Source organism: Pseudomonas rustica (genome assembly GCF_049959085.1).
Classification (GTDB): Bacteria; Pseudomonadota; Gammaproteobacteria; order Pseudomonadales; family Pseudomonadaceae; genus Aquipseudomonas; species Aquipseudomonas rustica.
Genome location: NZ_CP188200.1, coordinates 4,257,822 through 4,270,745 on the forward strand (window position 1 = coordinate 4,257,822; position 12,924 = coordinate 4,270,745).

Sequence of the window (12,924 nt, forward strand, 5' to 3'; positions counted from 1 at the left end):
GGCTTGCGAGAGATAGGCATTCCAAAAAGCCCGGCAGTCACCCGCCAGGCTTTTCAGTAATGCGCTCCTTCGCCTTCCTTCAATTCCTGTAACCCGGAAGGAAGCTGACTTTTCGGCGCTACTGGCGCGGTACGAGTCCATTCAGATTGTTTTTCCGACCGCGGTCCCTGCCCGCCGGATAACTGCTTCTGGTGCTTTACGCTGCACACCCGGGTCAGTTGCCAACCCTCTGAACCGTTGAGGCCGGTTCATCGCTGCCTGTTCTTGTCGAACTAAAGAGCTTGTCTTGCCAGCCGCTTTGTCGAGCGGCTTGGTGACAAGAATATGCATGGATGCATATACAGTCAATGCATAAATGCATTTATTTATGCACAAGAAATGCACGAACGCATGAAAAGCCGCGTGGTTGAAGGTCTTGGTGGCTTTTTCGAGGCGAAAAAAAACCCGCTGAGGGGCGGGTTCTATCTGACGGCGATCTGCTTATCGGGCGTACATGCCCCACCAGAAGACGTGACCAATGATGACGATCTGCTCTTCTTGGATTTCCTGGAAGCTGTAGTCCTCGTCCGGATGTTCGTCACGATTGAAGCTGCGCAAACGGATACCGGTGGGCAGGCGATAGAGTTGCTTCACCCGCAATTGACCGTTGTGGTTGATTGCATAAAGGTCGCCATCGATGATGTCGCCAATGCCGCATTTGCCGGCGTTGACACCGACGGTGGCGCCGTCACGCAGCACCGGCAACATGCTGTTGCCGCGCACGGTCACGCATTTGGCCTGGTCGAATTGCACACCGTTATGGCGCAAGCTGCGCTTGCCGAAGCGCAGACTAGAGCGCTCGCTCTCTTCCACGATGAATCTTCCTGATCCAGCCGCCAATTCAACCTCGCGAAGAAACGGTACCGACACCTCGTCATCATCGACCGGTGTGTCGTCGTCCCACAGGCTTATGTCCTTGAGTTCCGCGTGCACATCGTTGTTGCGCGCGCCAGCGCTCGCCGGCGGCGCATCCGCGCGACCGCGCAACAAGTCGGTGCTTACGGCGAAGTACTCGGCGATCTTCGAGATATGTTTATCCGAGGGATCGACGATCTTCCCGCTGAGAATTCGCGAGAGAGTGGATTGCGGCACGCCGGTGCGACGGTGAAGCTCCGTGGGGGAGATCCCGTGCTGATCAAGCAGTGCTCTTAAGACGGTTGCTACGTTGCGTTTTTGCATAACGCGCATAGTGCTTGAAGTTTTATCTCAAGACAAATGCCGAATTGCATAAAATGAGCATACAAAACGCATAAATCAAGATTTGACGCGTCGAGCCGCCGCGTTGGCGCGTTTGATCCGATCATTGCGCGCCTTTTTGTCGTAATCGTCTTTGGCGCCCATGATGCCACCGGCGGCGTGTACCCAATCGGTGGCGGTGCAGCCGGTGAGCAAAATGGCTGAGGTAAAGATTGAAGCGAAGATCACTGCGGTTTTCATTGGAAGGTTTCCTGATGTCATTGACACATACGTCATTCACAACGGCGGCTGTCACTCATCCACAAGCCGCTGCAATTTTTCCTCGGCGCGTTCGAGCCTGGCTTCGTGCTTCTTGATGACTTTCACATCACCGTACTGACGCGCTGCTTTCAGATGGTTTTGACGGCGCCGCACTTCGGCTTCGGCCTTGCGAATCGCTCTTGAATGATCATCCTCGGCAGAGGGCTCTCGGCAATAACGCTCGACATTGGCCAGCGCCTGCTCAAGTCCGGCCTGGCGATAAACGTTATCCGCCGCTTCTGCACGGTCTATTTGGCGAATAATTTCAGCGCGGCGCTCGGCGCAACTTTGTCGCGAGTCGGCGAATGAGTTTTCAATGATTAATACGCCGCTGACTGCGAGGGACAGACTGCAGAAAATACTGAGTTTCATGAGGCATACCCCAAGTAACTTCTCTCGCCATAATGCCCACCGAAATAGCTGACGCGAGACCAGGCATCGCGACAATTCAAGTTTCTTTGTATCGCAGTTAATGCTGCCATGACCATGTCGCGACAACGTGCCTTGCACATCGGAAAGTGTTCAACCATCCACGCCATCGGCACATAAACATGATCAAAACACAGCAATACCGGGATCCGTTCTGACAGTGTGGAAATACTCACCTCTTTTTCTTTCCCACCCACCGCCGCCGCAACAAACACAGTGCCTTGTCTGTTTATCGCAATTGATCGTTTCCAGACTGGAGCCTGAACGCCATATGCACTGCGCACACAAAACCAGAGCATGTATAAAACCCCTCAACACTCTAAACATCGTCACATTCTTCAAGGCAATAAAAACAGCCGAACTGCGCGGACTCTTCGGTGCCGTCGCAGAGGCTGTTGGCTTGAATCGCTTCCTTTGTAGGAGCTGCCGAAGGCTGCGATCTGTTGATCCTGATCTTCTTAAAGCAAGATCAAAAGATCGCAGCCTTCGGCAGCTCCTACGGGGAATGACATTAACAATGCGGGGCTGTCGTGGCCTTACTGGCGTCTTACTCAGTCTTACTTAGTCGCGCCGGGGGCTGAGTCAGCGAGGGACGTGGCAGACACCATTGATCAGGTTGTTGATGTTGTAGTAGTACTCGGCATCGGAGAAATAATTGAACGTGACCATGCCGCCTTGAAAGCCTCGCTCCATAAACGGCAGTTCATCTCCAGCGGTATCGGCATCGAACTTCACAACAGAACGTGTTTTGAACAGGAACCTTGAAGTGTCCAGATGCGTCAGGGCAATGTCGAACTTTCGATCATAGGTATAGACTTTTCCCTCTGGCGTTTTCACTACGTAATACACATAGAGAGCGCCTTCCTTTGGATCAATCGTCATATCACCGACACCATGCCAGCGGACTTTGTGATCATGGGTATGAACGAAGTCAATAGAAGCAAAACACGGTGCACGTGGAATATCACGATTGATCACGTAGAAATACCTGACCACCAGCCCACCGAAAACCAACACAGAGGCGATTGCCATCAATGCGATTATTTTTTTCCAACGAGCTGGTAATTCACGCATATGGCCTCCCCTTTACTTTCAGGCTTGACGCACTTGATCAATAACTGGGAGAGCGGCTTTCTTACATAATAATTAATGTCGGATAACACAATGGGCGGTTCAAACTCGCCGAGTGCTTTTACAATCTCGTCCTTGGACATCTTTTCACTTTCTTCCACATATAACTGCGCATCACCGTCTTGCCAGATGAGTTTCCACTCTTCCAGGTCGGCTGGTTTTTTAAACATCAGGTAGGCGTAAAACAACGGAAGCGCGATAGCCGGCACAACCAATGCAGGCAGCAAAAAACGCCAGTAGCGGTGCCGCGGCTTCGTTACCGAGATGACCGCCGGCGCTGCCGGTACGGACTCAGGCACCTCTGCGCTGATCAAACGGATCTCACACAACAGCACCACGCCCCGGCGCGGCAACGTCTTGAGGCTGTCACGCGGCAAACCAACATCAGCAAAATGCGTGCGCAGCATGTGCAGCGTCTTGTAATAACTGCTGTCGGAAATCACCAGCCCGCGCTCACCCCAGACCCGCGAAATCAGCTGCTCCTTGTCCGTCACCCCGGCAATCAACGCCAGCAACAGATCACTCTCATTACTGCCCAGAATCACCGACTGCTGCGCCCGAGTGAGGGTCATTTTTTCTGCATCGTAGTAACAATCGCTCGATGACGATCCCGAGCCGATGCCTTCAGACTGTTCCACGCCGCTTCCTCAACTGACCTTCAACCCACGAACTCCGATGATTCGATAGCTTTTCGGCACTATAGGACACAATGCCAACCCGAGCGGCGGCGCGTTGCTGCATCCACCTCAAAAAAACTTCATACTCCGCCCACTGAATCAACTCAGGGGCCTGCACCTCTGCCCCGACACATTTTCTCGGTATAGCTAAACCTCTGATGAATAAAGCAATTTCAGATCTGTCCTCCCACACTCCGATGATGCAGCAGTACTGGCGGCTGAAGAATCAGCACCCGGATCAGCTGATGTTCTACCGCATGGGCGACTTCTACGAGATCTTCTACGAAGACGCGAAGAAGGCTGCCAAGTTGCTCGACATCACCCTGACCGCGCGCGGGCAGTCGGCGGGGCAGGCGATTCCGATGTGTGGGATTCCTTACCACGCGGCGGAAGGTTATCTGGCGAAACTGGTCAAGCTCGGCGAATCCGTGGTGATTTGCGAGCAGGTCGGCGACCCGGCGACCAGCAAAGGCCCGGTTGATCGTCAGGTCGTGCGGATTCTCACGCCGGGTACGGTCAGCGACGAGGCGCTGCTCGATGAGCGCCGTGACAACCTGATCGCCGCGCTGTTGGGGGATGAGCGTCTGTTTGGTCTGGCCGTGCTGGACATCACCAGCGGCAATTTCAGCGTGCTGGAAATCAAGGGTTGGGAAAACCTGCTGGCGGAACTAGAGCGCGTCAACCCGGTTGAGTTGTTGATCCCGGACGACTGGCCACGCGACCTGCCAGCGGAAAAACGCCGTGGCGTCAGCCGTCGTGCGCCGTGGGATTTTGAGCGTGATTCGGCGCTGAAAAGTCTCTGCCAACAGTTTTCCACTCAGGATCTGAAAGGCTTCGGTTGCGAGAACCTGACGCTGGCCATCGGCGCTGCCGGTTGCCTGCTGGCTTACGCTAAAGAAACCCAGCGCACCGCCCTGCCCCATTTGCGCAGCCTGCGTCACGAACGTCTCGATGACACCGTGGTGCTCGACGGCGCGAGCCGTCGCAACCTCGAGCTCGACACTAACCTGGCCGGTGGCCGCGACAACACGTTGCAATCGGTGGTTGATCGCTGCCAGACCGCAATGGGCAGCCGTCTGCTGACGCGTTGGTTGAACCGTCCCTTGCGCGACCTGACCGTGTTGCTGGCGCGCCAGACCTCGATCACTTGCCTGCTCGATCGCTACCGTTTCGAAAAGCTGCAGCCGCAGCTCAAGGAAATCGGCGACATCGAGCGGATTCTCGCTCGAATCGGCCTGCGCAATGCCCGTCCTCGTGACCTCGCCCGCCTGCGCGACGCCCTCGGCGCCCTGCCTGAGCTGCAAGTGGCGATGACCGATCTGGAAGCGCCGCACCTGCAAGGTCTGGCGACCATCACCAGCACTTACCCGGAACTGGCAGCGCTGTTGGCTAAAGCCATCATCGACAACCCGCCGGCGGTAATCCGTGACGGCGGCGTGTTGAAAACCGGTTACGACAGCGAACTCGACGAGCTGCAATCGCTGAGCGAAAACGCCGGCCAGTTCCTTATCGATCTCGAAGCCCGCGAGAAGGCCCGTACCGGCCTGAGCCACCTGAAAGTCGGCTACAACCGCATTCACGGCTACTTCATCGAGTTGCCGAGCAAGCAGGCCGAGTCGGCGCCAGCGGATTACATTCGCCGGCAAACCCTGAAAGGCGCCGAGCGTTTCATCACGCCTGAGCTGAAAGAGTTTGAAGACAAGGCGCTGTCGGCCAAGAGCCGCGCCCTCGCCCGCGAGAAAATGCTCTACGAAGCGTTGCTGGAAGACTTGATCAGCCAGTTGCCACCGTTGCAGGACACCGCTGCGGCGCTGGCCGAACTGGACGTGCTGAGCAACCTCGCCGAGCGTGCGCTGAACCTCGATCTGAACTGCCCGCGTTTCGTCAGCGAGCCGTGCATGCGCATTACTCAGGGTCGTCACCCGGTGGTCGAGCAAGTGCTGACTACGCCGTTCGTGGCCAACGACCTGAGCCTGGATGACAACACGCGCATGCTGGTGATCACCGGCCCGAACATGGGCGGTAAATCCACTTACATGCGGCAAACCGCGTTGATCGTGCTGTTGGCGCACATCGGCAGCTTCGTGCCAGCGGCCAGTTGTGAACTGTCGCTGGTCGACCGCATCTTCACCCGGATCGGTTCCAGCGATGACCTCGCCGGTGGCCGTTCGACTTTCATGGTCGAGATGAGCGAAACCGCCAACATTCTGCACAACGCCACCGAACGCAGCCTGGTGCTGATGGACGAAGTCGGTCGCGGCACCAGCACCTTCGACGGGCTGTCGCTGGCATGGGCAGCGGCCGAGCGTCTGGCGCATCTACGCGCGTACACGCTGTTCGCCACTCACTACTTTGAACTGACCGTGCTGCCGGAAGCCGAGCCGTTGGTGGCGAACGTCCACCTCAACGCGACCGAGCACAACGAACGCATCGTCTTCCTGCACCACGTGCTGCCGGGGCCTGCCAGCCAGAGCTACGGCCTGGCGGTGGCGCAACTGGCCGGTGTGCCAAGCGAAGTGATCGTGCGGGCCCGCGAGCACCTGAGCCGACTGGAAGAAACCGCGTTGCCCCATGAAGCGCCGAAACCGGCGGCCAAGGGCAAACCGGCGACGCCGCAGCAAAGCGATATGTTTGCCAGCCTGCCGCACCCGGTTCTCGATGAGCTGGCTAAACTGGATCTGGACGACCTGACACCACGCCGTGCGCTCGAAATGCTCTATGCCCTGAAGAACCGGATATAAGCACTGAAGAAGCGGATATAACGCAAACGGCTTCAAGCTGTTAGAATCTCGCGCGGTTTGGGATGCTGCTGGCTAATAGCCTGGCCAGCAGGTATCGCTCCCGAACCTGGCGACCCCAACCGTGAAGGGGCAACGCTGCCGCCGCCTGAGGAGAAAATTAGAAATGACCTTCGTCGTCACCGACAACTGCATCAAGTGCAAGTACACCGACTGCGTAGAAGTCTGTCCGGTGGACTGCTTTTACGAAGGCCCGAACTTCCTGGTGATTCACCCGGATGAGTGCATCGACTGCGCCCTGTGCGAACCAGAATGCCCGGCCGTGGCCATTTTCTCCGAGGACGAAGTTCCGGAAGAGATGCAGGAGTTCATCCAGCTGAACGTTGATCTGGCTGAAATCTGGCCAAACATCACCGAGAAGAAAGAATCGCTGCCGGATGCCGAAGAGTGGGATGGCGTCAAAGGCAAGATCAAAGACCTCGAACGCTGATCTGTCACGCGCTCGAATAAAAGGCCCCTTGCGGGCCTTTTTGTTTGTCTGCGATTTACTTTTCTGCGGACAAAAAAAGGGGCGGTTTGACCCGCCCACATTTTTTCCCTAATCCCTGTATTCCTTTTCATCGTCCTGATGAATCGCATCCTGCGATGTCCATTCCCCTCTTCCTTGAAGGGCGTGTCTGTCCGTCGACACAACCTGAATACTAGAGGGTTCTGCGGCGGGGGCAATCGGCCTTCCGTGCTGAAAGCGTTTGTCATAACCGCTTCATATTTCAAAATAAGCTTATTAGTCAGCAGGTTAGTGATCGTCGACTGACTGAATGGGCGTCTGCCGAACTGTAAAAATAACGAACACCTACGAAAGAGTAAGCCAAGGCTTACAGCAGCACACTACAAACCCTCCCCCTGTAGGAGCTGCCGAAGGCTGCGATCTTTTGACCTTGATTTTAAAAAGCAGAATCGAAAGATCGCAGCCTTCGGCAGCTCCTACAAAAGCAACAGCAACAGCAACAGCAACAGCAACAGCAACAGCAACAGCAACAGCAACAGCAACAGCAACAGCAACAGCAACAGCAACAGCAACAGCAACAGCAACAGCAACAGCAACAGCAACAGCAACAGCAACAGCAACAGCAACAACAACATCAAAAGCTGCAGCAACAGCAACAGCAACAACAACATCAAAAGCTGCAGGCAACAAAAAGCCCCGAACCAGTCGGGGCTTTTTGCGGGCGGACGTGTGAGGCGCTTACTGAAACAGCGACTCGCTCGACAGGCCATTCTTCTCAAGGATTTCTCGAAGGCGCTTAAGGCCCTCTACCTGGATCTGCCGCACCCGCTCGCGCGTCAGGCCGATCTCCAGGCCTACATCTTCCAGCGTACTGCTCTCGTGGCCGCGCAGGCCGAAGCGGCGAATCACCACCTCGCGCTGCTTGTCGGTCAGTTCCGAGAGCCATTGATCGATGCTCTGCGACAGGTCGTCATCCTGCAGCAGTTCACATGGATCGGTCGGACGATCATCCGTCAGGGTGTCCAGCAGGGTTTTATCCGAATCCGGACCCAGCGAGACGTCGACCGAAGAAACCCGTTCGTTGAGGCCGAGCATGCGCTTGACCTCGCCCACCGGTTTTTCCAGCAGGTTGGCGATTTCTTCGGGTGAAGGTTCGTGGTCGAGTTTTTGCGTCAGCTCCCGTGCAGCCCGCAGGTACACGTTTAGCTCCTTGACCACATGAATCGGCAACCGGATGGTCCGGGTCTGATTCATGATGGCGCGCTCGATGGTTTGACGAATCCACCAGGTGGCGTAGGTCGAGAAGCGGAAGCCGCGCTCGGGGTCGAACTTTTCCACCGCGCGGATCAGTCCGAGGTTGCCCTCTTCGATCAGATCCAGCAGCGACAGGCCCCGATTGACGTAACGTCGGGCGATTTTAACCACCAGCCGCAGGTTACTTTCGATCATGCGCTTGCGTCCGGCAGGGTCGCCACTTTGCGACAAGCGCGCAAAATGAACTTCTTCTTCCGGAGAGAGCAATGGGGAAAAGCCGATTTCGTTGAGATACAACTGCGTGGCATCGAGTGCCCGCGTGTAGTCGATGTACTTATGCTGTTTGAGTGTCGCAGATTGTCTGGATTTGGAACGAACGGAAGGCGGTGCAGCCCCTTCATCATTCGACATCGAAGAATCCGAATCGATGCCGGCCTCCATAAGGAGAACCTCATCGTCGATGTCAAACTCCGGCACTTCTTTACTGAGAGCCATTGTTATAGTCCTTTGGTGAGTTCGACCCCAAGCTCAAGCGACGCCTTTATCCTTGGCAACGCTGGAGCCTGTCCCCTCTACGCGACGGAACAGGCTGGATGACAAATCAACGTCGTGGCAGGAACTGCAGTGGATCTACAGGTTTACCTTGGCGGCGAATCTCAAAATGCAGTTTCACCCGGTCTGTACCCGTTGACCCCATTTCGGCAATTGTCTGTCCGACCTTGACCTGCTGACCCTCCCGAACCAACAGCCTGCGGTTGTGACCGTAAGCACTGACGTAGGTTTCGCTGTGTTTGATGATGACTAATTCGCCGTAGCCCCTTAAGCCACTCCCGGCGTAAACCACCGTCCCATCAGACGCAGCTAAAACAGGCTGTCCCAAATCCCCGGCGATATCAATTCCTTTATTCAAACTACCGTTTGAAGAGAATTTTCCAATGAGAATGCCATTAGATGGCCATCCCCAGCCGGTCGGGGCCGGGCCTGCAGGAGGCATCGGAGCGGGGGTTTGCTTATTCGCGACGGACGGTGCAGCGCCCGTAGAACCGGTGGTTGTGGTGGTCGTCGTGCCATTCGCCTGGCGCCGGATTACCGTGGTTTTGCTCGACGAAGAAGGCGAAGAACTCGAGTTGCTTACCACCGCGCTCGACGTTGAACCGGTGCGCCCGTCAAAGCGAATTGTCTGACCCGGATGGATCGTATATGGCGTAGGAATATTGTTCCGGGCTGCGAGGGCTTTGTAGTCCCAGCCGTAGCGAAAAGCGATCGAAAACATCGTATCGCCCGGACGGACTACGTACTGCCCGGTCGTCACTGTCGGACGCTGGGCGACCGCCTTGTTGCGATCGACGACACTCACGTTGCTCGATTTGGTGCTGGAGCAACCGACCAGCAAGGTGCTCAAGACAAGGCCAGTCACCAGGCGCTGAAAGCTCGTGTTACCCATACGCTGCGCAATGACTGTGAGACTCACCCGCCGCTCCCTTTGTGGTGGCTGAAAAATTTGGAATGCCGGATTTCGGCATGAACTGTCGCAAGTATAACGGGCAGATTCGGCTTTACCCTTAATGAAGCGAAATCGCTTCACGCACACGTTTGCCAGCTGGCAATACGCTACGTTTAATCCGCTATCGCCGGTGTAAGACCGGAGCCGTTGAAAGGAATTCAACAGCGGCGAACAAATGCTCAGGCCAACGGCCCGTTGAGCAATGGAACGAAGCGCACCGCCCCCAGAACGTGACGGGAAAAACCGTTTTCTTCCCGCACGATCAACAGCAATTGCTGAACTTCGCCGGAGCCAACCGGAATCACCATGCGCCCGCCCGGGGCCAATTGATCCAGCAAGGCTTGCGGCACATCGGTGGCCACGGCGGTTACGATGATGCCGTTGTACGGCGCCAGCGCCGGCCAGCCTTCCCAGCCATCACCCCAACGAAACACCACGTTGCGCAGGTTCAGCTCGACCAGGCGTTCCTTGGCCCGATCCTGCAAAACCTTGATACGCTCAACCGAAAAAACTCGCTCAACCAGTTGCGACAACACCGCCGTCTGGTAACCGGAACCGGTGCCGATCTCCATCACTTTATCCAGCGGCCCGGCCTCGAGCAGCAGCTCGCTCATGCGCGCCACCATATAAGGCTGGGAAATGGTCTGGTTGTGGCCAATCGGCAGTGCCGTGTCTTCGTATGCGCGATGCGCCAGCGCTTCATCGACGAACAGATGGCGCGGCGTGCGGCGAATCACTTCGAGTACCTTGGCGTTCGACACGCCTTCTTCATACAGACGCTGGATCAGGCGTTCCCGCGTGCGCTGGGAAGTCATGCCGATGCCGCTGCGCAGTCTGTCGTCGTGTTCGCGAGCCATCAGCGCAGTCCCTCCAGCCAGCCGTCGAGACTTCTGAAGGCATCGTTGAAGGTGCGATCAAGCTGCAACGGGGTGATGGAAACGTAGCCCTGCATCACCGCATGGAAGTCGGTGCCCGGGCCGCCGTCTTCGGCGTCGCCGGCGGCAGCAATCCAGTAACCGGCCTTGCCACGCGGATCGACCACTTTCATCGGCGCCGCCGCCCGAGCGCGATGGCCGAGACGGGTCAGCTGAATGCCGCGAATGTGATCGATCGGCAGATTCGGAATGTTCACGTTGAGCACCGTGCGCGGCGGCAGATCCAGCCCGGCGTGGGCCTCGACCAGTTTGCGCGCGAAGTACGCCGCTGTCGGCAGATTATCCACCTGACGCGAGACCAGCGAAAAAGCGAACGACGGACGTTCGAGGAAGCGCCCTTCAAGGGCCGCTGCCACGGTTCCGGAATACAGCACATCGTCACCCAGATTGGCGCCGAGATTGATCCCCGACACGACCATGTCCGGCTGGCGTTCCAGCAAGCCATTGAGGCCCAGGTGCACGCAGTCGGTCGGGGTGCCGTTGAGGCTGATAAAGCCGTTGGCCAGGTATTGCGGGTGCAACGGACGGTCGAGCGTCAGCGAACTGCTGGCGCCGCTTTTGTCCTGCTCCGGGGCGATAACCACGCATTCGGTGTAATCCGCCAACGCAGCATAAAGCGCGGCGAGACCGGGTGCGGTTACCCCATCGTCGTTAGAAATCAGAATACGCATGGGCTGTCCGTCTGCCCCACCGGCACCAGATCAACGAGCTCGCGCACCAATACGGTGGCAAAGCATCCGGCCGGGAGGACGAATTCCAGTTGCAGAATGTCAGGCTGGGGATAATGCCACGTCAACCCGCCAATGGGCAGCCGCAGGATGCGACGCTCGTGGCTCATGCCGGCGTGAATCAACCAATCGCGCAGCTCCGCTTCGCGCGCGGCAATCCCCTGCTCCAGTTCATGGACAACGCCTGCGGTCGGCGAGTCACCTTCGCCCCACTGCGGGCCGGTCGGATGCAGATCGAGAATCGCCAGACGCGGGTCGCTGCATTCAGCTTCACCGGCGGGGAAAAAGCTGCGACTGTCGGTGAACGCGAGCAGATCACCGACTTGCGCTTGCTGCCAGGTGCCATCGGCCACACGCGCCGCCAACACTTGATTGAACAGAAAACTACGCGCCGTCGACAGCAGTCGCGAACGCACGTTGCGCTGCTCCGGCAAGGCTTTGCGCGCCGCCCACCCACGCGCATCAACAACGTTACCGCCGTCATGGCCGAAACGCTGGGCGCCGAAATAATTGGGAATGCCTTGCCTGGCGATCAGTTGCAAACGTTGTTCGATCGCGTCTTTGTCGCCAGCGAACTGGGTCAGGCGCAAGGTGAAACCGTTGGCCGAGTGTGCACCGCGTTGCAGCTTGCGCTTGTGGCGCGTGGTCTTGAGGATCTTCAGCGTGTCGTTTTCCGCCGCCGACAGATCCGGATCAGCCTTGCCCGGCAATTGCACGCTGAACCACTGTCGGGTCAGCGCCTGACGATCCTTGAGACCGGCATAGCTGACGGTGCGCAACGGCACGCCGGCAGCCTTGGCAATACGCCGTGCAGCTTCTTCAGTGTTGAGGCCACGTTTTTCCACCCAGATCCACAGGTGTTCACCGTCGCCGCTGAACGGGATGTCGAGGACTTCATCGACCTGAAAATCTTCAGCGATGGCTTTCAGTACCGCCGTGCCGAGGGGTTCGCCATAGGCACGCGGGCCGAGCAGTTGCAGTTCATTCATGCGCGCAGCAACAAGGCAACGGAGTGCACGGCGATGCCTTCTTCGCGACCGACAAAGCCAAGCTTTTCGGTGGTGGTAGCTTTCACGTTCACTTGATCCAACTCAACTTGAAGATCCGCCGCGATCAGCGCGCGCATCGATTCGATATGCGGGGCCATTTTCGGTGCCTGGGCAACGATGGTGTTGTCGACGTTGCCGACTTTCCAGCCTTTGGCGTGGATCAGCGCGACCACATGCCGCAGCAACGCTCGGCTGTCGGCGCCCTTGAATTGCGGGTCGGTGTCCGGGAAGTGTTTGCCGATATCACCCAGCGCCGCAGCACCGAGCAAGGCATCGCTCAAGGCGTGCAGCAGGACGTCACCGTCGGAATGAGCGAGCAGCCCGAAGCTGTGTGCAATGCGCACGCCGCCCAGAGTAATGAAATCGCCTTCAGCGAAACGATGCACATCATAGCCGTGGCCAATACGCATAAAAAAAACGCCCCGATTTTTGTCA

General features: G+C 57.2%; 15 protein-coding genes. 2 read left to right on the plus strand and 13 right to left on the minus strand.

The genetic code is table 11. The features are described 5' to 3' along the window. Positions 1-480 precede the first annotated feature (480 nt). The 6 genes from ACP3TY_RS19370 to ACP3TY_RS19395 all read right to left on the minus strand — a co-directional run bounded on the left by ACP3TY_RS19370 (position 481) and on the right by ACP3TY_RS19395 (position 3,734). Entirely contained in the window at positions 481-1,218 is a 738-nt protein-coding gene (locus tag ACP3TY_RS19370; RefSeq protein ID WP_053117672.1) for an XRE family transcriptional regulator, read from the minus strand. 75 nt (positions 1,219-1,293) lie between these two features. Further along, positions 1,294-1,476, minus strand: coding sequence for a hypothetical protein (locus ACP3TY_RS19375; RefSeq protein WP_426618240.1), 183 nt, complete (start codon positions 1,474-1,476; stop codon positions 1,294-1,296). Between the two features lie 51 nt (positions 1,477-1,527). Then, positions 1,528-1,908: a DUF1090 domain-containing protein gene (locus ACP3TY_RS19380; protein WP_426618241.1), complete on the minus strand. Its 381-nt coding sequence runs from the start codon at positions 1,906-1,908 to the stop codon at positions 1,528-1,530. Then, positions 1,905-2,264: a hypothetical protein gene (locus ACP3TY_RS19385; RefSeq protein ID WP_159813123.1), complete on the minus strand. Its 360-nt coding sequence runs from the start codon at positions 2,262-2,264 to the stop codon at positions 1,905-1,907. Before ACP3TY_RS19385 ends, ACP3TY_RS19380 begins: the two co-directional genes overlap by 4 nt. 283 nt (positions 2,265-2,547) lie before the next feature. Beyond that, positions 2,548-3,039: a hypothetical protein gene (locus ACP3TY_RS19390; protein ID WP_426618242.1), complete on the minus strand. Its 492-nt coding sequence runs from the start codon at positions 3,037-3,039 to the stop codon at positions 2,548-2,550. Further along, positions 3,006-3,734, minus strand: a complete 729-nt coding sequence (locus tag ACP3TY_RS19395) for a winged helix-turn-helix domain-containing protein (RefSeq protein ID WP_426618243.1) — start codon at positions 3,732-3,734, stop codon at positions 3,006-3,008. Before ACP3TY_RS19395 ends, ACP3TY_RS19390 begins: the two co-directional genes overlap by 34 nt. 209 nt (positions 3,735-3,943) lie before the next feature. On the opposite strand from ACP3TY_RS19395, the gene mutS reads away from it, so the two are divergent. Both mutS and fdxA read left to right on the plus strand, forming a co-directional pair. Further along, entirely contained in the window at positions 3,944-6,514 is a 2,571-nt protein-coding gene (mutS, locus tag ACP3TY_RS19400; protein WP_426620502.1) for a DNA mismatch repair protein MutS, read from the plus strand. Between the two features lie 163 nt (positions 6,515-6,677). Beyond that, the gene (gene fdxA, locus ACP3TY_RS19405) at positions 6,678-7,001 is read left to right on the plus strand and encodes a ferredoxin FdxA (RefSeq protein ID WP_008077096.1); all 324 of its coding nucleotides are present in this window, start codon (positions 6,678-6,680) and stop codon (positions 6,999-7,001) included. A 494-nt stretch (positions 7,002-7,495) separates the two neighbouring features. On the opposite strand, the gene ACP3TY_RS19410 is transcribed toward fdxA, so the two are convergent. From ACP3TY_RS19410 to ispF, 7 genes are all read right to left on the minus strand, one after another. Then, positions 7,496-7,690: a hypothetical protein gene (locus ACP3TY_RS19410; protein WP_426618244.1), complete on the minus strand. Its 195-nt coding sequence runs from the start codon at positions 7,688-7,690 to the stop codon at positions 7,496-7,498. 67 nt (positions 7,691-7,757) lie between these two features. Continuing rightward, positions 7,758-8,684 carry an RNA polymerase sigma factor RpoS gene (rpoS, locus tag ACP3TY_RS19415; RefSeq protein WP_371925982.1) on the minus strand — a complete coding sequence of 309 codons (927 nt, stop codon included), beginning with the start codon at positions 8,682-8,684 and terminating at the stop codon, positions 7,758-7,760. 190 nt (positions 8,685-8,874) lie between these two features. Further along, on the minus strand, positions 8,875-9,744 hold the full coding sequence (locus ACP3TY_RS19420) for a peptidoglycan DD-metalloendopeptidase family protein (RefSeq protein WP_053117660.1): 870 nt from the start codon (positions 9,742-9,744) through the stop codon (positions 8,875-8,877). Between the two features lie 212 nt (positions 9,745-9,956). After that, a complete protein-coding gene (locus ACP3TY_RS19425) occupies positions 9,957-10,592 on the minus strand; it encodes a protein-L-isoaspartate(D-aspartate) O-methyltransferase (RefSeq protein WP_172680082.1) in 636 nt (211 codons plus the stop codon). Between the two features lie 41 nt (positions 10,593-10,633). Next, the gene (gene surE, locus ACP3TY_RS19430) at positions 10,634-11,383 is read right to left on the minus strand and encodes a 5'/3'-nucleotidase SurE (RefSeq protein WP_008081730.1); all 750 of its coding nucleotides are present in this window, start codon (positions 11,381-11,383) and stop codon (positions 10,634-10,636) included. Then, positions 11,371-12,429 (minus strand): tRNA pseudouridine(13) synthase TruD, encoded by a 1,059-nt coding sequence (gene truD, locus ACP3TY_RS19435; RefSeq protein ID WP_401242257.1) that lies wholly within the window; start codon positions 12,427-12,429, stop codon positions 11,371-11,373. The genes surE and truD overlap by 13 nt, the downstream gene beginning before the upstream one ends. Further along, positions 12,426-12,899 carry a 2-C-methyl-D-erythritol 2,4-cyclodiphosphate synthase gene (gene ispF / locus ACP3TY_RS19440; RefSeq protein WP_034149878.1) on the minus strand — a complete coding sequence of 158 codons (474 nt, stop codon included), beginning with the start codon at positions 12,897-12,899 and terminating at the stop codon, positions 12,426-12,428. Before ispF ends, truD begins: the two co-directional genes overlap by 4 nt. Between the last annotated feature and the right edge of the window lie 25 nt (positions 12,900-12,924).